The organism is Mesorhizobium sp. M1A.F.Ca.IN.020.04.1.1 (genome assembly GCF_003997315.1).
In the GTDB taxonomy this organism is placed as follows: Bacteria; Pseudomonadota; Alphaproteobacteria; order Rhizobiales; family Rhizobiaceae; genus Mesorhizobium.
On record NZ_RZSN01000119.1, the window covers coordinates 1 to 19117 of the forward strand.

Below are 19117 nucleotides of genomic sequence, written 5' to 3' on the forward strand. Positions count from 1 at the left end.
TTCCCGCCCAGATCGGCATTCTCGGCGAACTGCTCCGACAGGATGTCGCGTGCGCCTTCGAGCGCCGCCTTGGCATCGGGAACCTCGTCTGTGCGATAGGCTAGCGCGAGTTCGGCAGGCACCGCCGAACGGTCGGCGAGGATCGCCTCGGCCAGCGGCCCCAGTCCACGTTCCCTGGCGATCTCGGCCTTGGTGCGGCGCTTCGGCTTGTATGGCAAGTAGATGTCTTCGAGCTCGGCCTTGGTGGTCGCCGCCGCGATTTTTGCCTCGAGGTCCTCGGTCAGCTTGCCCTGCTCACGGATCGAACCGAGGATGGTGTCGCGGCGCGCATCGAGCTCGCGCAGATAGGCAAGCCGCTCGGAAAGGTCGCGCAACTGCGTGTCGTCGAGGCCGCCGGTGACCTCCTTGCGGTAGCGCGCCACGAAAGGCACCGTTGCGCCCTCGTCCAGCAGCCCGATTGCGGCTGCCGCCTGCTCCGGCCGCGAGCCGATCTCGGCCGCGATGATTGCTGCGATGCGCTTGATGTCCGATGCCATGCTGGTTCCTGCCGAAAAGAGCGGCGACAATAGGCCGGGACGACGGCTGCGCCAACCGCGCTGTCTCCACCCGACAGGAAAGCTCCACAGGAAAGAGCTGCGAGGAAAGACCAGCCGAACGGCTCAAACCATCCGGCTCAGGGCCTCGAAGAAGGCGACTACATCGAGATCAAGCTGATCGTCGACCGGTTCCGGTTGCGACGACATCTTGGCGATGACCACCTCGTCGCTCGGGTTGACGTAGATCCACTGGCCGTGAATGCCGATGCCGCAGAAGGCGCCGCTTGGCGTGCCCATCTGGTACCATTTGTTGCGGTAGCGGCCCTTGGGGAAGAGGAACACCATCGTGCCGCGCCGCCAGGCTTCGTGGCTGCCGCCGCTGGCAACCGTGTCATGCAGCCAGGTTTCCGGCACGATGCGGCGGCCATTGGCCGTGCCGCCCTGTCGCATCATTTCGCCGATGCGGGCAAGGTCGCGCGGCGTCATCGACATGCCGCCGGCGGTACGCGCCGTGCCTTCCATGTCGACCGTCACCGACATCTCGCTCGCGGCGCCCAGCGGCAGCCACAGTTTTTCGCTGAGCAAGTCGCTGACGCGTTTGCCGGATGCCCGCTCCACCAGGATGCCCAGCATATCCGAATTGGGTGAGCGATAACGGTAGGTCTGCCCATGCGGCTCGGCGAGGCGCGGCAACGTCAACAGAAACGCAGCGAGGCTTTCCGACCCGCCGCCCGGATTCCACAGTGTCGCGCGGCGATAGCGGGCGAAGGCGCTTTCCGGATCGAGATAGGCCTCCTCGAAGTCGAGGCTGACCGTCATGTCGAGCACATTGCGCACGCTCGCATCGCCATAGGCCGAGCTCTTGGCTTCGGGGATGTATTCTGTCACCGGCGCTTCCGGGTCGAACACCCCCTCGCCTTGCAGGATGCCGGCGAGGATCGCCGTCACCGACTTGCTGATCGAAAAGATGATATGGCGCTGACCGAACGCCATATGCGGCGCCGACCAGTCGCCGACCAGCCTGCCGCCCTTCAGGATCGTCAGCCCGTCAGTGTCGGAGCGCTTTAGGAAGGATTCGACTGTTTCGGCGCCCCCGGCCAAGGTGACTTTCTCCTCGAGCAGCGCGCCGAGCGATTTCACCTGTTCCTCGCCGCCGGGCGCGGCGGCAACGTGGACGCTCGGCACCAATTCGCCGACATTCTGGAACGACCATTGGCTGAACGGCCTCAGCCGCCAATTGTCGAGCCGCACATCCTTGCGGGCAAAGCCGTATCTTGTCTCGAACGCGGTGTTGCCGGTCATGATTGTCTCCCGGTCATCTATGTCTGACTTTCAGCCTAGCGCGGCGGCTATGGCGTGCACGGCCTTAAGCGTCGCCACCGAATAGGCGGCGTTGAGGAAATCCGGATAGGTCGAAAGCTTCACCACGACCATCCTGTACTCCCAGTTGATATGGATCATCTGGCCGAACACGCCCTTGCACATCAGCGCGCGAGAGCGTGGATCCTCGATCCAGAACTGGTTGCGGTAGCTGCCGTCCGGAAGGCTCGGGCTAAAATGCGGTCCGTGCTTGCCGCTACGCGTCGCTTCGATCCACTCGGCAGGGATGACCCCGCCGCCATTGTCGAGGATCAACTGGCCGAAGCGGCCATAATCGCGCAGCGTCGCGTTGAAGCCGCCGTCGGCCAGCGCATAGCCGGCGCTGTCGACGGTGAAACAGGCGCTCTCGTCGGCGCCGAGCTTTTGCCAGAGTTCTTCCGAGACCAGCTGCGCCAGGCGCTTGCCGCTCACCCGCTCCATGATGAAGGCAAGCACATCGGTCTCGATCGAGCGGTACTCGAAGGCCTCGCCATGTTCGCGGACCTTGTCCTTCAGCCGCAGGATCAGCTCGAACAGATGCGCGGGCCACCGGAAATCAGGATCGCTGCCCGGCGGGATCGGCTTCCAGCCGGTGGCGACATCGACCTGACCGATCTCGGAATAGCGATCGGTGTATTCCTCGGAGAAGCGCACGCCCGTGGTCATGTCGAGCACTTGCTGCACGGTGGCCCCGGCCCAGGCGGTCTCGCCGAGCTCCGGAAGATAATCCGTCACCAGCCTGGCCGGGTCGATCAGGTCGCGCCCGACCAGGATGCCGAACACCGATCCCGTGACCGACTTTGCCATCGATTGCGACAGATGCAGCGTGCGCTCGTCCATGCCGTTGAAGTAGCGCTCATAGGCGACCGTGCCGTCCTTCAACACCAGGAAACCGTCCGTGTAGGTCTCGTCGAGCAAGCCGGCGAGCGTTGTCGGCCGGCCCTCGCTATCCGCCACCGCCAGGTCGTCGAGATCGACCTCGGCGCGCTCGAGCCGACGGCGATGACCTTGGCCGCGCCAGACCTCGACGGTCGGCAAAAACTCACGCACGTGCTGGAAGGCCCAGCGGTTCCACGGTGGCCGATCCCAGTCGAGCTTCGGCAGAGCCATGGCCGGCGGCGAGCCCTGCATGATCGGCGGCCGCGGATCGGAGTTGCGGTAAGATGTCATCAATCCTCCCTGCACATAAGAAAGGGAGGCCGGAGCCTCCCCTCCCTTCATGCGTTCCCGCTCAGTTACTTGCGCAGGTTGGTCCAGATCTTGTTGTAGATCTCCACCACATCTGGCGGGCACGGCGGCACGAATTCCGGCGTCGGCGAGCCGGCTGGCGGGCTGATTTCCGGCGAGTTGGCGAACTCCGCCGGCAGGAATTTGTGGCTGCCGGCGATGCCGTTGTCGTAACCGGCATACTCGGAGATCAGCGCCGCGTTCTCAGGCGCCATGACGAAATCCTGGAAGAGCTTGGCGTTCTCCAGGTTCTTGGCGCCCTTCAGCACCGCGACATTGTCCATCCAGCCCTCGATGCCTTCCTTCGGATAGGCATATTTGATCGCCGGGATCTTCTGACGCGAGCGGTAGGCCGCACCATTCCACTGTTCGGTCACGATCACGTCGCCGGAAGTGATCTTGGTGATCGTGTCGTAGCTGAAGGTCTTCCATGACGGCTTGGCGGCCATCAGTATGTCGTTGATCTTTTTCAGGCTGGCCTTGTCTGCGCCGCAGCGCGGCACGCCGGCATAGCGCTCGGCCGCGTGCATGACGGTGTTGACGTCGTCGAGCACGTTGATCTGGCCCTTCAGTTCGTCCGGCGGGTTGAACAGGATGGCCAGCGTGTTGATGTCGCCCTTGAACTTATCCGTATTGACGGAGAACGCCGTCGTGCCGAATTGCCACGGCGCGGTGTAATGGCGTCCGGAGTCCCAGTAGATATCGAGGAAGCGTGGATCGATGTTCTTGCCGTTCGGCATCGCGTTGGGCTCGGTCTTTTCGAGCAGGCCCTCCTCGATCATGATCTTCACGGTGTAGTCGGACGGCACGACGATGTCGTAGCCCGAATTGCCGGCGCGCACCTTGGACAGCATGGTTTCGTTGGAATCGTAGTCGTCCAGCGTCACCTTGACGTTGTACTGCTTTTCGAACTTCTCGATCAGCTTGGGGTTGGTGTAGTCGCCCCAGTTGTAGATATGCAATTCGCCGTCGGCGAGCGCCGGAACGGCCCATAACAGCACGGCCGCGGAAACGGCCGCCATCAGTTTTCCAGACATTTAATGTTCTCCTTGCCTTCCCATTGTTTTGTGTTGGAGCTCACGGATCATTTGGCGCGTCGCCGCGCGATCAGGAACGAGACCGAGACGAACAGGATCGACACCAAAAGCAGGATGGTGGAGATGGCGTTGATCTCCGGCGTCATCGGCCGCCGGATCTGGTTCCAGATATAGAGGGGCAAAGTCGTCTGGCCGGGGCCGGCGACGAGCTGGGTGATGGTGAAATCGTCGAATGAGACGATGAAGGCGAGTGCTGCGCCCGACATGATGCCGGGAACAAGCAACGGCAGCGTGATGCGCTTGAAGGCCTTCCACGGCGTCGCGTAAAGGTCGGCGGCGGCATATTCCAGCGTCAGGTCCATGTCTTCCAGCCGCGCCCGGATCGGCATGTAGGCGAACGGAATGCAGAACACGGTGTGGGCGAGGATCAGATTGCCGATGCCGAAATTCAGCCCGAACGTGCCGGCGATCAGCGCGAAGAAGGAGAGCGTCGCCACCGCCGTGATGATTTCCGGCACCATCAGTGGCAGATTGATGACCATGAAGGCCGCCGCCAGCCCGCGCCACGGCTTCACCCTTGTCATGCCGATCGCCGCGAGCGTCGCGCACACGGTAGAGATTATCGTGGCGCTGATCGAGATGATCAGCGTGTTGCGGGCAGCGTTGTGGAATTCCTCGTTGCGCAACGCGCTGCCGTACCAGCCGAGCGTGACGCCCTCCCAATGCGTGACCAGCGAGCCGCTGTTCAGCGAGAAGATCATCAGGATCAGCACCGGCACGTAGAGCACCAGCAGGCAGATGACAGCAATCGAGCGGAAGCCCGGCTGCTCCTTGATGTCGATGCTGCGGGGCTCAGCCATGCTGCACCTTCCCCGACGTGTTGCGAACGTAGAAGAACAGCGCCACCAGCACCGCGGCCATCAGGATCAGCGCCTGCGCGCAGCCGAGCGGCCAGTTGCGCCCCGATCCGAATTGCTGGGCGATGAGATCGCCGATCATCAGGTGGACGCCCCCGCCGAGGATCAGCGGCGTGACATAGGCGCCGAGCGCCGGGATGAAGACAAGCAGGCAGCCGGCGATGATGCCGGGCTTCGACAGCGGGATGATCACCCGCCACAACACCTGGCGGCGCGTCGCGTAGAGGTCGTAGGCCGCCTCGATCAGCCGGAAATCGAGCTTCTCCAGGCTGGAATAGAGCGGCAGCACCATGAACGGGAGGAAAGCATAGAGCAGGCCGAGCTGGATGGCGAAATTGGTGTAGAGCATGGTGATCGGCTTATCGATGACGCCGAGCCCCAGCAGCGCATTGTTGATCAGCCCTTCGTCGCGGATGATGAACATGATCGCCAGTGTGCGGACCAAAAGGTTCGACCAGAACGGGATGGTGATCAGAAGCACCCACCAGTTGCGCTGCGCCGGCGGTCGCGTCGCCATGAAATAGGCGGTCGGAAATCCGAGCAGCAGGCAGATGATCGTCGTCACCACCGCGAACAGGAACGAGCGCAGATAGATGATCAGGAAGTCCGGCGTGAACTGCAGGGTGTCGTCGAAGATGTCGCGCTGGAACAGGAAGTTCAGATAGGCGTCGGTCGAGAACCGCCACTGCACGCCGCCATAGGGCGCGGCGGCCAGAAACGAATAGACGCAGATGATCAAAAGCGGCAGCACGCCGAAAATGCCGATGATGAGCAGCGCCGGCAGCGACAGCAGGCGGTTGCGTCGCGCGCCGGCTTTCACCGCCTGGGCTTCGAACAACGCGGCCTTGGAAGGCATGGTCGGGGAGAGCGTGGCTGTCGTCATCAGTCTTTCAGGACGCGCGCGGCGCCCTCCTCGAACTGGATGCCGACCTTGGCGCCGGTCTCGTAGGTCACCGGAGACGAGCGGCTGTTCTGATGGCGCACGATGAAGTTTTCACCGCCGTCGAGCCTCACGTGGTAATGCGTATCGGTGCCGAAATAGACGATGTTGGAGAGCGTTCCAGCGATCGTGCCCTTGGCCGGATCGGGCACCAGGTCGGCATGCTCGGGGCGCACCACCAGCGTGACCTCGCCTGTCGGATCGAAGCCCTCCGGATAGCCGGCGGCGATCGTCGCGTTGCTGGCGAATTTGACCGTGGCCGCCCCTGGCCTCTTCGACACCACCGTGCCGGCCAAGAAATTCGTCTCGCCGATGAAATCGGCGACGAAGCGTTCCGCCGGCTTGTCGTAGATGTCGCGCGGCGTGCCGACCTGGAGGATCTTGCCGGCCGACATCACCGCGATGCGGTCGGACATGGTCAGCGCTTCTTCTTGGTCGTGGGTGACGAAGATGAAGGTGATGCCGGTCTCGTGCTGCAGCCGCTTCAGTTCGATCTGCATCTCCTTGCGCAGCTTGTAGTCGAGCGCCGAGAGCGGCTCGTCGAGCAAGAGCACCTTCGGCTGTGGCGCGAGCGCCCGGGCGAGCGCCACGCGCTGCTGCTGGCCGCCCGAGATCTGGCTGGTGCGGCGCGCCTTGAGCGCCTCCATCTTGACCAGTTTCAGCATCTGAGCGACCCGTGCCTCGATTTCGCCCTTGGGCTTGCCGAGCATCTCCAGCCCGAAGCCGATGTTCTGCGCCACCGTCATGTGCGGGAAGAGCGCGTAGCTCTGGAAGACGGTGTTGACGGGTCGCTTGAACGGCGGCAGCGGCGCGATGTCCTGGCCGTGCAGCATGATTTCGCCGGCGCTTGGGAAATCGAAGCCGGCAATCAGTCTCAACAGCGTCGTCTTTCCGCATCCGGACGGGCCGAGCAGCGTGAAAAACTCGTTCTCGCGGATCGAGACGGACACCGTGTCGAGAGCGGCTACCTGGTTTTCACCGGTTCCAAATACTTTTCGTACGCCGCGAACTTCGATCGCGTTCTTACCCGGTTGTTCCGGCACGATTACCCCATTGAGAGAGCCTGCTCTTGGCGGCAGGTGCGTTCCTGTTTGATTGTCACCATAAGCCGACCGGCTTGGCAACTGCGGAGCTGCTACTCGTTTTTTTAACGCAATACCCATGCCAGCCTCAGGCCTGGACAATCTAAGCTTGGAAAGTGAACTTGCCGCCACAGATGGTGGTAACCGGCCGCACGGTGTGCAGCGCCTCCGGCGCCGTCTTCTCGATATCGGCCGACAAAACCACGATATCGGCGAGGTATCCGGGCTTCAGGCGCCCCTTGCGGTGTTCCATGAACTCGGCATAGGCGCCTTCGACCGTGTAGCCGGCAATCGCCTCATGCAGCGAGAAGCTCTGGTCCGGCAGGCCTTCTGCCCAAGGTTTGCGCAAGACCGCCGCCTGGATGCCCAGGATCGGGTCAACCGGCGAGACCGGCCAGTCGGATGCGAAGACGACCCGCGCGCCGGCATTCTTCAAGGTGCGCCAGGCATAGCTCAGCGGCCACTTATCATGGCCAATGCGCGAGATCGTCGGCTCCAGCGGGAAATTCATCGCGCCCGGCGGATGCGGCGGCTGCATCGAGGCGAGCACGCCGAGCTCGGCGAAACGCGGCACATCGGACGGGGTGATCACTTCGATGTGCTCGATGCGGTGCCGGCTGTCGCGCCTGCCGTTTTTCTTCGCTGCCGCCTGGTAACCGTCGAGCACGGCGCGCACCGCTCCGTCTCCGATCGAATGAACGGCGATCTGCAGGCCGCGCCTGTCGGCTTCGACCGCAACCTCGGCGAAATGCTCGGGGGAAAAAAGCGGCTCGCCGCGCCAGCCCGGACGGTCGGCATAATCGTCGACCATCACCGCGGTCCAGGAATCCAGCACCCCGTCGTAGAAGACCTTGACCATGCCGGACGACAGCCACTCGGAATTGTACGCCGCCGCCATGCGCGAGGCTTTTTCCAGCATGTCCAGCTTCATGAAATTCTTGAAGTGGAACGGGATCTTGGTGCGGCAGATGAGCCGTCCTTCCTCTTGCAGCCCGGCGAGCAGCTCGAGCTGGTAGAGGTTGCCGTCCATGTTCTGGATCGAAGTGATGCCGTGCTTTGCGCACCACTCGAGCCCGCGGTGCATGAGATCGCCGTCGGCGGCAAGCTCCGCTGCCGACGGATAGGGATCCGGCTCCGCACCTTCGAGGCCGAGCCGTGTCCGGTTCGCGCCGAAATGGTCGAGCACGGGACCGAACGCCTCGCCTTCGCGCAACTCGCCGGCGGCAAGTCCGTCCGCGCCCATGACGATTTCGTTGCCTGGTCCCACCTGCTTGCCATGCAGCAGGCCGGCCTCTTCCAGCGCCTTGGTGTTTGCCCACATCGTGTGATGGTCGGAGGCCGACATGGCGAAGGGCCGGTCGGGAATGATACGGTCGAGGTGATGGCGGGTCACCGGCTCGGGCAGGATCGCATAGTCTACACCGGCGCCGAGCAGCAGCCCGGCTTTCGGACGCTTCGCCGCAAAGCCCCGGATCGCGTCGCGAAGCGCGTCGAAGCCCTGCACGCCTGCCAGATGCAGATTGTCGAGCTCGGCCGCGCCGCCGAACAAATGCATGTGCGCTTCGATGAAGCCCGGCAGGACGGAGCCGCCCTGAGCATCGACGACACGAGTGGCAGGGCCTTTGCAATCGCGGACGCTATCGCGATCTGCGATCGCAATTATCTTATCACCTTTGATGGCAATGGCCTGGGCGGCGGGGGTATCCGGATCCATCGTCAATATGCTGGCGTTCTCGACGATAAGATCGGCCGTTTGCGGCATCATTTTCTCCCATTTGTGCCTAGGCTAGCAGAGTATTGGCGTCTGGCAAGCCGTCCCATGCTGGCCCGAACGACAAACTGAAATGCCCCTTGGCGGCGCCGGAACTCTCTGCCACAAAGCTGTTTGAGGCCCCGAAACCAGAACTCGAACAGCGAGCCAACTCCCAAAATGAAGACAGTTTTTTCACCGCTTCACGCCGGTCACGCCGGCCAGATGGAATTGGTCACCTCGGCGATCGTGCCGGGTTTCGAGAAGCCCTCGCGGGCCGAATTCATCAAGGCAAGGGTGGAAAGCGAGAAGCTGGGGCCGATCATCGGGCCGGTCGAGCACGACCTTGCCGCCGCCAAGCGCGTGCATGAAGCGCACTACATCGATTTCCTGCCGACGGTTTGGCCGGAATGGGTCGCGGCCGGCTTCAAGGGCTCGGCGATGGGCTTCACCTGGCCGACGCGCGGCCTGCGCGGCGATGTCCCGCCGAAGCGCATCGACGCCCTGCTCGGCTACTATTCCTTCGATGCCGGCGCCACTTTCGTCGAAGGCACATGGAAGGCGATCAAGTCATCCTATGACGTCGCGCTGACGGCGGCCGCCCTGGTCAAGGGCGGCGAGCGGACCGCCTTCGCGCTCTGCCGCCCGCCCGGCCACCACGCCGGCGCTGCCTTCATGGGCGGCTACTGCTTCATCAACAACGCCGCCGTCGTCGCGCAATGGTTCCGCGACCAGGGCGCAAGCCGTGTCTCGGTCCTCGATGTCGATTACCACCACGGCAATGGCACGCAGGAGATTTTCTATCGCCGCGGCGACGTCCAGGTGCTCAACCTGCATGGCGATCCGATGGTCGAGTACCCCTTCTTCCTCGGCCATGCCGACGAGCGCGGCGAGGATGAAGGCGAAGGCTTCAACGTCAACTACCCGATGCCCTTCGGCACCAACTGGGACGGCTGGAACGCAGCGCTGGAAGACGCCTGTGCCAAGCTTGCCGCCTATGCGCCGGACGTGGTCGTGGTCTCGCTCGGCGTCGACACCTTCGAGAAGGATCCGATCAGCCAGTTCAAGCTGAAGAGCGAAGACTATCCCAAGATCGGCCGCCGCATCGCCAAGCTCGGCCTGCCGACGCTGTTCGTCATGGAAGGCGGCTACGCGGTTGAGGAAATCGGCATCAACGCCGTCGGCGTGCTGACCGGCTTCGAGGACCGCTGAGCCATATCTGATCAAACGGACGCGCTCCACCTGCAACGGAGCGTTATTTTTTCGATTTCACCGGGAAATCGTCGGCTCGATGCAGCTCTGAAGCCACCCCAAGCAACGCGATGAGCAGCCGCTGAGTCGCAACACGAGTCCAGCGGATTCGATTTTGTCAAATCGCGTTTGATGTCGGATTCATCTGCGGGTAGATTAGACCCGAATCAGCCGGTCCACGGGGGGGCGCGGCGACCACCCAAAGTCTCAAGTTCCGGCGTCCTGCCGGTACCAGACGCGGACGGCTTCGCGTTCCCTGTAAGGATTCGGCTCGGTTGGGCGCTGTGCGCGCCCGTGGGTGTGTCTTCGTAAACGTGACGCGTTTCGGGTCCGAGCGCTGGCCAATGCCAGCACCGGGCGCAAGGATCGATTCCGGTCAGAATATCAAAATGAGCAGTCCCGCCGCGCTTCTTCATTCCGACGCTTCAGGCTCGCGCCTGGCGTCGCGCGGCGATCTCACCAGCTTCTTCATGCAGCTTTCAGCCGATATCGGCGCCGACAGCTATATGTTGGTCGCCATGGTGCACGATCAGGATCGAAACGACGCGCGTATCGTGTCGTCGAACTGGATTTTCGACGCCATCGAGCTGATCGGCAAGCGGCTGATTGCCAATCTCGCGCTCGGCCCGCTGACGGCAGCGCCGGGCGTGCGCCCGAAGCCATTGGTCGCGGCGCATGCGCCCGACGCCGGCGCGCTACTGAGCGGCGAGGAAGCGCGGCTGCTCGATGTGCTCGGCCACGCCGAGATCTATTCGCTGAGGTTGAATGTTGGCCGCCAGCGCCTTTTCGTGCTGTTTTCCGCCGCCGAACCCGGCAAGATCGACCTTACGGCCTTGATGAAGGCGCAGCTGAAATGCTGCTACGCGTTATCCAGCATCCCGCAATTGATCGCCGCGGCATCCATGCAGGATCCGCTGTCGGACCGCGAGCGCGAATGCCTGTTCTGGGTATCGGAGGGCAAGACCACCGACGAGGTGGCCCTCATCCTTGGCGTCTCGTCGAACACCGTCAACAGCTACATCACGCATGCCATCCAGAAATTCGCGGCTTCGAACCGCGCGATGGCGATTGCGACCGCTATCAGGAGCGGCATCATTTGAAGCACGCACAGATCAAAGAGGCCGCTGCCGCCCTTTTCAACGAGCAGCGCAATCCGTTCGGCGCCTTCTCGCTCGGATCGGAGACGCATCACGCGGTGACCATTCCGGACGCCGTGCGCCGCTGCCGCTGGATCGCGGTCGATATCAACGCTTCTGGTTTCGGACTGTTCTTCGTCAGCCCCTCGCTGGAGCGAGCGCGCCTCGTCGCCTGCTTCGATTCGGATTATCCGTCGACCGGCCTCACCACCAAATTCATCTCGGGCGCCAGCGGCGAGGAAATGGTGCGCCACAGCCGCATCTCGACGACGCCGCGCTGGTGGGCCGACAGCGGCATGGCCGTTTCGCAGCAGAGGTTGGAGAGCCTGGCATGGTCCGAACCGACCGCGCCGCTCGCGCCCGGCACCGACGGCATCGCCTTTCCGGTGCATGCGGAGCGCGGCCAGTGCGGGCTGGTCGTCTTCCTGGGGCCGGATATGACCCTTTCGGACGACACGCTATGTGAAATCCACGCGCGCTGCTTTGCCCTGTTTGCGTCGGTCGCCCGCATCCGTCCAAGCGAAACCGGCAGGACGCGCGCCATTTCCAAGCGCGAACTCGAATGCCTGAAGCTGACCGCCAACGGCAACACCAGCGAGGAGATCGCGAAGCTCCTGAAACTGTCGGTGCACACCGCCAACCAGTATCTCACCCAGTCGACGCAGAAGCTCAACGCTGTCAACCGCAACCAGGCGGTCGCGAAGGCGCTGCGGCTTGGCCTGATCGAGTAGCTCGCCCAGGCCAGGCGCCGAGACCAGAAACATCGTCAGGGAAAAGCGAGTGGCTCGGTCCTCCGGATGCGCGCCTCGTCGATCGCGTCCTCGAGCAGGGCGGTGTTGTGCTCCGGCGTCTCGCCCGGCTTCTCGAAAGAGACGTAATTGACGATCACGGACGTGCCCTGCCCGGTCAGCATCAGCTGGAAATAGACGGTTACGCCGCGCGGCCGAAGCTCGAGATCGAGCACGATGCGCGGGCTGCCGCTCCAGTCGACATGCGCTTCGCCGCCATGACCGAGCCTGAGCGTGCCCTGCTGGAAATAGAGCTCCGCAGCCGAGTCCACCAGGTCCGAGAGGCAGGCGAAATGCTCCAGCCGGATAAAGGCGATATAGTCCGCGACCTCGATCAGGCGCAGCTCGCCCACCACGTCCTGGATGGCATTGGCGACGATCTGCTCGCGTGAATTGGCGTGTGGTTGCCGGTTCATGGATAGAAACAGCGTCCGATCATTGGGTTACTTTTCGCTCGGCCTTCTTCGAGTAGACGATCCGCACCAATTCGGCGACGGCCTGGTAGAATTGCGACGGGATCACGCTATCAACTGAAACTTGCTTGTACATGGAGCGGGCAAGCGCCACATCCTCGAAGATCGGGATGTTGTTCTCTCTCGCGATCTCTCGGATTTTCAGCGCCACCAGATCCTGGCCCTTGGCGAGCACCAGCGGAGCGGAGTCCTCTTCGCGCACATATTTCAGCGCGATGGAATAGTGGGTCGGATTGGCGATGACGAGCGTCGCGCGCGGCACCGCCGTCATCATGCGCCGCCGCGCCCGGTCACGCGCCAGCGAGCGCAGGCGCGACTTCACGATCGGATCGCCTTCCGACTGCTTCAGCTCGTCTTTCACTTCCTGCTTGGTCATGCGCAGGTCGCGCCGCCAGTGGAAGCGCGACCAGACGATATCGGCGACCGCGACCGCCCCCATGACGAAGACGATCGCCACCAATATGTCGACGAAGATGCCGCGGATGACCATGCCGAACGACACCGGGTTGGTGATCATGCCGGCGAGCAGCCTGCGGTGATCTTCCGACAGCGTGAAGGCGAGCACGGCGATGGCGAAGGCAAGCTTGGCCAGCGACTTGGCGAATTCGACAAAGCCCTGCACGCCGAACAGGCGGCTCCAGCCCTTGGCGATCGAAATTCGCGACAGCTGCGGCCGGATCCGATCGCCGACGAATTGCGGGATGTTCTGGAACACCGAAGCGCCGACGCCGGCGACCACCAGCAGCACCAGCAGGCTGACGACGGCGCGGCCGATTTCGAACAGCACGGTCTTGTAGAGCTCGATGACGTCGGTCTCGGTGTCCATCGGCCAGGCTTCCGGCTTTTCCAGGAACATGGCGAGGAACATGCCGAGATTGACGATGGCGTCCTTGGCGTAAAAGACGCTGAACACCAGTATGGCGAGGAAGGAAGCGAAGATCGCCGTCTCGCGCGAGTGAGGCAGCTTGCCCTGCTCGATCGTGTCGCGGATCTTCTTTTCTGTGGCTTCCTCGGTTTTGGAATCCTTGTCGACCGCCTCAGCCATGATGCCCTGACCGCATTGCTGTCGTCAGGCGGCTTCGGCGGCGGTCTGCATCGAGGGAAGCTCGAACGCTCCCTGCCGCGAGAGACGAATGGTCGCCACGGCGATCGTCTTTCGCGCCGCCATGATGTCGGCCAGCGCGATACCTTCCGATCCCTGTCCGAGCTCGGATTCGATCATGCGGCGCGAGCGTGCGCCGATCGCCGACAGCACGGATTCGGTAAGCTCCGCCGGCGCGCCGCGCAAAGCCAGTGTGACGAGCTCCGTCGACAGTCCGTCGAACAGAAGCACGCGCGCCTTCTGGGCGAGCAGCGGCAAGTCGTCGAAGGCAAACAGCCGCGACCTGACCCCGGCCAGATCCGGCGTGCCGGCTTCCTCCAGGTCCTGCATGAGTTCATCGAGCTCGGGCTTGGCCATCTCGTTGAGCACGCTGGCGACGCGCTCCTGGCCGACCGACGTGTCCCTGGTCGCTTTTTGCGAAAGCACGCTGGCGCGCAACTGGTTCTCGACGATCCTGGCTGCCGCATCCGGAACGTTGGCCATCGTCACCATGCGCTTGATGATCTGGCTGCGTATCGGCTTTTCCATCGTCAGCAGCACATTGGCCGCGGTCTGCGGCGCAAGCTTCGACAGCACCATGGCGGACGTTTGCGGGTGTTCGCCGGCGAGGAAGGTGCCCAGGCGCGTCGGCTCGAGCTTTTCCAGATCCGGCCAGATCGGCGGCGGCCCCTCAGGAGCGGGCTCGAACTTCTTCTCGCCCATGATGGCGCTCATTTCCTCCGGCGACAGCGATTCGTTGAGGATCGTGTCCATCCGGTCCGCCGAGTCGAGCAGGCCTGCGCCCTCGGTGAACTCGGCCTCGAATTCCGCAACGATGCGCTCCAGGTCGGTTTGCGGAATGGTGCGCAGCAGCCGCGCGCCCTCGATCAACGCCTTCAGCTCCTCCTGCTTGAAGAATTTGAGCAGCCGGCTGGCCGAGGGCTTGCCCATCGCCACCAGGATGGCGGCGGCCTTTTGCGGGCGCGTCAGCGTCAACGACGTCATTGGGCCTGGCTCCGCTGCCGGTGAATGCTCTCGCCGTCCATGCTCAGGCGCTCTTGGTAGCAGCGTTGATTTCGGTAAGCCTGATGCCGAAGCGCGACGGATCGTGTTCCAGCACCGTGATCTCGCCACGCGCGATTCTGCGGCCGTTGACCACCACGTCGACCGGCTCGCCTATGCGGCGGTTGAGCGCTACCGTCGAGCCCTTCTGCAGCGCCATCAGCTCCGACACCGGCATTTCGGTGCTGCCCAGAATGATCTGCACATCGACCGGAATCGTCATGATGATCGAGGAATTGGCGCCGGCCTGCAGGGCAGCGTCGGGGCGGTTCTCCTCCTCCCGCAGCACGCCGCGCAATTCCTCGATGGCGCGGTCGAGCTGCTCGTCCGGCTGGTCGGCTTCGGGTTCGGCTTCCACCTTGGTCTTTGCCATGCCTCGTCTCCAATAATCCCAAGCCAGGCCTCAGCCCGGCACCAATCCGTCGATGAAATCCTGCCCGCCATCGTGGGGATGCCGGATGCGGACCGTGTAGTTCTGTCCGAGCTTGCCGAACTCGCAGACAAACAGCGTCTTGTCGCGCGCGCTGAGCTTTGCCTGCAGCTGCGCATCTTCCTCGAACTCGATCACCTGTCCGGGCTGGAAGGCGGCGAGATCGCCAAGCGACAGCCGGGCGAGCGGCATGGTGGCCTCGAGCCGCACGGCCGAGCGCATCACTTCCTCCGAAAAGCGGGCTCGCCAGTCGAATTCCGTCGTCTGGTCGCCGCCGTGATCGGCGGTGGCGCCGCGGGTCGCCAAAAGGATTCGCTGCGGGATCATCACCGTCACCGTGCCGGTGTCGGTCGGCGTCGAGATGCCATAGATGATGCGAACCGCCGCCCCGTCGCGCAGCACGCGCCGTTTCGCCTCGTTGCCGGACATCGCCCTCGGGACAGGCTGGCGCAGCTCGAGAGAACGCCGGCCCGATCCGTTCAGCGCCATCGCAACCTCTTGGAAGACGGTGGTGGCGACGTCGGTCTCGATCTGTGACAGGTCGCGCTCGATCGGCGCCACCGGCTGGTCCGGGTCCCCGCCGAACAGCGCCTGGACCATGACGGCGATCGCCGGCGCGTCCATGACGAGCGTCATGGCGTCGGCCGACGTCGGCGACGGAACGATGGTCATGGCGAAGGTTTCGCCCGCGCGCATACGCGCATCGGGGACACGTCCCACTTCGACCGCCTGCAGGTCGACGGTGACCGGCGCGCCAAGCTCTCCGGAAAGGGCTTTCTGCAGTAGCGGGAGCGAGCGCTCGGCCATGCCGCGGCCGACGCCGATCACCTGCGCGGCCTCGCCGCTGTCGCCGACGAGACGCTCGATGATGAGAGCCCGGGTTTGCGACGGACTTGCCGGACTGGTCATGACGGCAAGCGGCCCCGGCTGAAGTTCTGCATGCTCAGGCCGCCTTCTTCTCGGCGGTGCCGGTGTTCATCGTGCTCTGCTCGACGGCATCGATCGTCGGACGCTCATAGGACGAGATGGTCTTGCGGCCGAACTCGATCGCGACCTGCGGCAAGGCGCCGTTCATGTAAGCGAGCAGCGTCTGCTTGACGATGATGTAGAGGCGGTTCTTCTTCTCGCGCACCGTCTTGATCTTGGTGGCGACCGGACCGACCACGGCATAGGACAGGAAGATGCCGAGGAAGGTTCCGACGAGCGCAGCACCAATCAGCCCCCCGAGAATTTCCGGCGATTGGTCGAGCGCGCCCATCGCCTTCACCACGCCGAGCACGGCCGCGACGATGCCGAGCGCCGGCAGGCCGTCGCCGACCGCGACCATCGCGTGATAGGCCTTCAGCTTGTCGGTGCGGATCGTCTGGATCTCCTCATCCATCAGCGCCTCGATCTCGTGCGAGCGCGCATTGCCGATGATGATGATGCGGCAATAGTCGCAGATGAAATGCGTCAGGTCGTGGTTCTTGAGCACCGTCGGGAACGCCTGGAAGATCGCCGACTCTTCCGGATTGTCGATATGCGCCTCGACCTCGCTGCGCGACTTCGATCGCAACTCGCGCATCAAGCTGTGCAGGACGCCAAGCGTTTCGAGATAGTCGCGCTCCTTCGGCACGGCCTGCTTGAAGGCCTCGAGAATGCCCTTGCCGGTGTCCTTGACCGTCTTCATCGGGTTGGCGACAAGGAAAGTGCCGAGCGCTGCGCCGCAGATGACCACCGCTTCCCAAGGCTGGATCAGCACATGCAGATGCCCACCCATGGCCATGAAGCCACCGAGCACGCAGCCAAGCGTCACCACAAGTCCGATCAGAATACCCACGACAGGTCCTTCCGCATGTCACGTCGAGGATCAGGGATAGTCCTCGTGCCTTGTGTGAGGCTTGAATCGCGATGCGGAACCGATTCAGCCTCGCACAAGGAAGCATCGCTATCGTCACCGGAAAGCTTCGGCCGGAGGCGCAGATGTTGAACACCTATACGAGCTATCAGCTCATCGCCAAGGACATCCCAAAGGCAATCGACCAGGTCGAGTCGCAGCCCGTCGTGAAGCGTGACACCGACTACTATTTGGCCAATATCGGCAACGTCAAAAGCATCGACGATTTCGTCAACAACACTCGGCTGTTCAACTACGCGATGAAGGCGTACGGGCTGGAAGACATGGCCTATGCCAAGGCCTTCATGGTCAAGGCGCTCAAGGAAGGCGTGTCCGACTCCGACAGCTTCGCCAACAAGCTGAGCGACAAGCGTTACGCCGACTTCGTCAAAGCGTTCAACTTTGCGGCTTACGGCTCGACCGCCACGCTCTACCCTTCCGCCCAGCAAGGCGCGGTCGACAAATACATGCGCCAGACGCTGGAGGAGAATGCCGGCGAGACCAATCAGGGCGTGCGCCTGGCGCTCTATTTCCAGCGTAAGGCGCCTGACATCAACAGCTGGTATGACGTGCTCGCCGACACGGCCCTTTCGAGCGTGGTGCGCACGGCTCTCGGCCTGCCCGACTCCATCGCCTCCGCCGACATCGACAAGCAGGCGCAGATGTTCGAGCAGAAGCTCGATATCGCCGACTTCAAGGATCCCGACAAGCTGAACACCTTCCTTACCCGCTTCACCAGCCTGTGGGAGATCAACAACCCGACGACCACTGCCGTGACCTCGGTCAGCGTGCTGTTCGCGCAGCCGACCACGGTCGGCATCTCGACCGATCTGATGATGGCCATGCAGAAGCTGAAGTTCTGAGAACACCATGCAGGACAGTCTCTACGTCGCCCTATCTTCGCAGATTGCGCTCGAACGCCGTCTCGACACCATCGCCGACAATGTCGCCAACGCTTCGACCATCGGCTTTCGCGCCACCGGCGTGAAATTCGAGGACGTGGTCTCCGGCACCGGGCCGAAGTCGGTATCCTTCGCATCCTCCGGCAAGACCTATCTTTCCAGCGCGCACGGCTCGCTGACCGAAACCGGCAATCCTTTCGATTTCGCCATCCAAGGCGACGCCTGGTTCGCCATCGAGACGCCGGCCGGCACGGTGATGACCCGCGACGGCCGTTTCTCCATGAACGAGAACGGCGAGCTGATGTCGATCGAAGGCTATCCGGTGCTGGACAGCGGCGGCGCCCCGATCCAGCTCGATCCGCGCAACGGTCCGCCGAAGGCCGGCGCCGATGGCTCGCTACGCCAAAACGACCAGCTCGTCGGCGCCATCGGCCTCTACGATTTCGATCCCGGCGCCAATTTCGTCCGCTACGGCAATTCGGGCATCGTTCCCGCGCGGACCCCGGAACCGGTCACCGACCGCTCCGATGTCGGCGTAGCTCAAGGGTTTCTCGAGGAATCCAACGTCAATCCGGTGCTGGAGATGACCCGGCTGATCCAGGTGCAGCGCGCCTTCGAGAATACGGCTGCGCTGATCCGGCAGAGTGCTTCGTCCACCGACGATGCGATCAAGACGCTCGGCGACAAGTAACGGGATGGCGAACGGCTCGTCCCTGCTCCGCGCGCCTGAGAAGCTTGCAGACGCCGGTCCCACGGATCGGCTGGCCGCGCTCGAACGCATCTGGCGGCGGTTCGACAACCCGGAAACGCTGCTCAGCCGCGGCGGCCGCGTCGTCGAGATCTCGCCCACTCACTACAAGGTGCGCGGCCTTTCGGACATTGCCAGGCTCGGCGACATCGTCGAGCAGCGCGGCAAGACCGGCACGCGCCGCGGCGAGATCGTCAGGATAGGCCGCGACGAGGTGGTGGTCGCGCCGTTCGAGCGCCACGCCGATGCCGGCATCGGCGACACCGTTTTCCGGCGCGGCCCACTCGCGGTCGCGCCGGATGTTTCCTGGCGCGGGCGCGCCATCGATGCTTTGACTCGCGTCATCGACGGCGGCCCGCCGCTGGCCGAAGCAGAGCGGCGTGAAGATGTCGATCACCCGCACTCCGGTCAGGAAGCCGGTGCCGACCCGCTGCCGCGACATGGCGCCGGGCGTCAATGTGTCGGCGCTGCCGGCGGCATTCGGCCTGACCAGCGGCGGGCCGCCGTCGATGACGCGAGTCA

19 protein-coding genes and 1 pseudogene are annotated in these 19117 nt (G+C 63.5%); 6 read left to right on the forward strand and 14 right to left on the reverse strand.

Annotated elements, in window-relative coordinates; translation table 11 throughout:
• From EOA49_RS21670 to EOA49_RS21705, 8 genes are all read right to left on the reverse strand, one after another.
• Positions 1 to 536: Tex-like N-terminal domain-containing protein (locus EOA49_RS21670; RefSeq protein WP_281058461.1), on the reverse strand; the 536-nt coding region annotated here is incomplete at its 3' end.
• Between the two features lie 123 nt (positions 537 to 659).
• A complete protein-coding gene (locus EOA49_RS21675; RefSeq protein WP_127239539.1) occupies positions 660 to 1838 on the reverse strand; it encodes a serine hydrolase in 1179 nt (392 codons plus the stop codon).
• A gap of 30 nt (positions 1839 to 1868) precedes the next feature.
• Positions 1869 to 3065, reverse strand: a complete 1197-nt coding sequence (locus EOA49_RS21680; RefSeq protein ID WP_127239540.1) for a serine hydrolase — start codon at positions 3063 to 3065, stop codon at positions 1869 to 1871.
• A 65-nt stretch (positions 3066 to 3130) separates the two neighbouring features.
• A complete protein-coding gene (locus EOA49_RS21685) occupies positions 3131 to 4159 on the reverse strand; it encodes an extracellular solute-binding protein (protein ID WP_067002357.1) in 1029 nt (342 codons plus the stop codon).
• A 47-nt stretch (positions 4160 to 4206) separates the two neighbouring features.
• Positions 4207 to 5019, reverse strand: a complete 813-nt coding sequence (locus EOA49_RS21690) for an ABC transporter permease (RefSeq protein WP_095777180.1) — start codon at positions 5017 to 5019, stop codon at positions 4207 to 4209.
• Positions 5012 to 5959, reverse strand: a complete 948-nt coding sequence (locus EOA49_RS21695; RefSeq protein ID WP_082953946.1) for an ABC transporter permease — start codon at positions 5957 to 5959, stop codon at positions 5012 to 5014. The genes EOA49_RS21690 and EOA49_RS21695 overlap by 8 nt, the downstream gene beginning before the upstream one ends.
• Positions 5959 to 7059 (reverse strand): ABC transporter ATP-binding protein, encoded by a 1101-nt coding sequence (locus EOA49_RS21700; RefSeq protein WP_127239541.1) that lies wholly within the window; start codon positions 7057 to 7059, stop codon positions 5959 to 5961. Before EOA49_RS21700 ends, EOA49_RS21695 begins: the two co-directional genes overlap by 1 nt.
• Before the next feature lie 142 nt (positions 7060 to 7201).
• Positions 7202 to 8860, reverse strand: coding sequence for an amidohydrolase (locus EOA49_RS21705; protein WP_127239543.1), 1659 nt, complete (start codon positions 8858 to 8860; stop codon positions 7202 to 7204).
• Between the two features lie 168 nt (positions 8861 to 9028).
• Between EOA49_RS21705 and EOA49_RS21710 the strand changes: the two genes are divergently transcribed.
• The 3 genes from EOA49_RS21710 (at position 9029) to EOA49_RS21720 (ending at position 11966) form a co-directional block, all read left to right on the forward strand.
• Positions 9029 to 10060 carry a histone deacetylase family protein gene (locus tag EOA49_RS21710; RefSeq protein WP_127239542.1) on the forward strand — a complete coding sequence of 344 codons (1032 nt, stop codon included), beginning with the start codon at positions 9029 to 9031 and terminating at the stop codon, positions 10058 to 10060.
• Between the two features lie 428 nt (positions 10061 to 10488).
• Positions 10489 to 11199 carry a helix-turn-helix transcriptional regulator gene (locus tag EOA49_RS21715; protein ID WP_127215190.1) on the forward strand — a complete coding sequence of 237 codons (711 nt, stop codon included), beginning with the start codon at positions 10489 to 10491 and terminating at the stop codon, positions 11197 to 11199.
• Entirely contained in the window at positions 11196 to 11966 is a 771-nt protein-coding gene (locus EOA49_RS21720) for a helix-turn-helix transcriptional regulator (RefSeq protein WP_067326107.1), read from the forward strand. Before EOA49_RS21715 ends, EOA49_RS21720 begins: the two co-directional genes overlap by 4 nt.
• 35 nt (positions 11967 to 12001) lie before the next feature.
• On the opposite strand, the gene EOA49_RS21725 is transcribed toward EOA49_RS21720, so the two are convergent.
• The 6 genes from EOA49_RS21725 to motA are packed head-to-tail and all read right to left on the reverse strand — an operon-like array spanning position 12002 to position 16888.
• Positions 12002 to 12439, reverse strand: coding sequence for a hypothetical protein (locus EOA49_RS21725; protein ID WP_127243340.1), 438 nt, complete (start codon positions 12437 to 12439; stop codon positions 12002 to 12004).
• 19 nt (positions 12440 to 12458) lie between these two features.
• Positions 12459 to 13541, reverse strand: coding sequence for a flagellar biosynthesis protein FlhB (flhB, locus tag EOA49_RS21730; RefSeq protein ID WP_127242120.1), 1083 nt, complete (start codon positions 13539 to 13541; stop codon positions 12459 to 12461).
• Between the two features lie 24 nt (positions 13542 to 13565).
• Complete coding sequence (locus tag EOA49_RS21735; RefSeq protein WP_127242121.1) at positions 13566 to 14582, reverse strand: flagellar motor switch protein FliG; 1017 nt, start codon at positions 14580 to 14582, stop codon at positions 13566 to 13568.
• 43 nt (positions 14583 to 14625) lie between these two features.
• Positions 14626 to 15012, reverse strand: a complete 387-nt coding sequence (fliN, locus tag EOA49_RS21740; RefSeq protein WP_127242122.1) for a flagellar motor switch protein FliN — start codon at positions 15010 to 15012, stop codon at positions 14626 to 14628.
• 30 nt (positions 15013 to 15042) lie between these two features.
• Positions 15043 to 15978 (reverse strand): FliM/FliN family flagellar motor switch protein, encoded by a 936-nt coding sequence (locus tag EOA49_RS21745; protein WP_127242123.1) that lies wholly within the window; start codon positions 15976 to 15978, stop codon positions 15043 to 15045.
• Between the two features lie 34 nt (positions 15979 to 16012).
• Positions 16013 to 16888, reverse strand: coding sequence for a flagellar motor stator protein MotA (gene motA / locus EOA49_RS21750; RefSeq protein WP_067002381.1), 876 nt, complete (start codon positions 16886 to 16888; stop codon positions 16013 to 16015).
• A 143-nt stretch (positions 16889 to 17031) separates the two neighbouring features.
• Between motA and EOA49_RS21755 the strand changes: the two genes are divergently transcribed.
• The 3 genes and pseudogenes from EOA49_RS21755 to EOA49_RS21765 form a co-directional block, all read left to right on the forward strand.
• Positions 17032 to 17808 carry a DUF1217 domain-containing protein gene (locus EOA49_RS21755; protein WP_067326092.1) on the forward strand — a complete coding sequence of 259 codons (777 nt, stop codon included), beginning with the start codon at positions 17032 to 17034 and terminating at the stop codon, positions 17806 to 17808.
• A gap of 7 nt (positions 17809 to 17815) precedes the next feature.
• On the forward strand, positions 17816 to 18538 hold the full coding sequence (flgF, locus tag EOA49_RS21760; protein ID WP_067002386.1) for a flagellar basal-body rod protein FlgF: 723 nt from the start codon (positions 17816 to 17818) through the stop codon (positions 18536 to 18538).
• 4 nt (positions 18539 to 18542) lie between these two features.
• Positions 18543 to 19117: pseudogene (locus EOA49_RS21765) on the forward strand (hypothetical protein); the annotation flags it as partial.

What these genes read in the sequence shown, in the direction of transcription:
- EOA49_RS21675 (WP_127239539.1), bottom strand. Translation starts at nt 1,838, where the DNA reads ATGACCGGCAACACCGCGTTCGAGACAAGATACGGCTTTGCCCGCAAG.
- flhB (WP_127242120.1), bottom strand. Translation starts at nt 13,541, where the DNA reads ATGGCTGAGGCGGTCGACAAGGATTCCAAAACCGAGGAAGCCACAGAA.
- EOA49_RS21690 (WP_095777180.1), bottom strand. Translation starts at nt 5,019, where the DNA reads ATGGCTGAGCCCCGCAGCATCGACATCAAGGAGCAGCCGGGCTTCCGC.
- fliN (WP_127242122.1), bottom strand. Translation starts at nt 15,012, where the DNA reads ATGGCAAAGACCAAGGTGGAAGCCGAACCCGAAGCCGACCAGCCGGAC.
- flgF (WP_067002386.1), top strand. Translation starts at nt 17,816, where the DNA reads ATGCAGGACAGTCTCTACGTCGCCCTATCTTCGCAGATTGCGCTCGAA.
- EOA49_RS21735 (WP_127242121.1), bottom strand. Translation starts at nt 14,582, where the DNA reads ATGACGTCGTTGACGCTGACGCGCCCGCAAAAGGCCGCCGCCATCCTG.
- EOA49_RS21710 (WP_127239542.1), top strand. Translation starts at nt 9,029, where the DNA reads ATGAAGACAGTTTTTTCACCGCTTCACGCCGGTCACGCCGGCCAGATG.
- EOA49_RS21745 (WP_127242123.1), bottom strand. Translation starts at nt 15,978, where the DNA reads ATGACCAGTCCGGCAAGTCCGTCGCAAACCCGGGCTCTCATCATCGAG.
- EOA49_RS21695 (WP_082953946.1), bottom strand. Translation starts at nt 5,959, where the DNA reads ATGACGACAGCCACGCTCTCCCCGACCATGCCTTCCAAGGCCGCGTTG.
- EOA49_RS21680 (WP_127239540.1), bottom strand. Translation starts at nt 3,065, where the DNA reads ATGACATCTTACCGCAACTCCGATCCGCGGCCGCCGATCATGCAGGGC.
- EOA49_RS21705 (WP_127239543.1), bottom strand. Translation starts at nt 8,860, where the DNA reads ATGCCGCAAACGGCCGATCTTATCGTCGAGAACGCCAGCATATTGACG.
- EOA49_RS21715 (WP_127215190.1), top strand. Translation starts at nt 10,489, where the DNA reads ATGAGCAGTCCCGCCGCGCTTCTTCATTCCGACGCTTCAGGCTCGCGC.
- EOA49_RS21725 (WP_127243340.1), bottom strand. Translation starts at nt 12,439, where the DNA reads ATGAACCGGCAACCACACGCCAATTCACGCGAGCAGATCGTCGCCAAT.
- EOA49_RS21685 (WP_067002357.1), bottom strand. Translation starts at nt 4,159, where the DNA reads ATGTCTGGAAAACTGATGGCGGCCGTTTCCGCGGCCGTGCTGTTATGG.
- EOA49_RS21755 (WP_067326092.1), top strand. Translation starts at nt 17,032, where the DNA reads ATGTTGAACACCTATACGAGCTATCAGCTCATCGCCAAGGACATCCCA.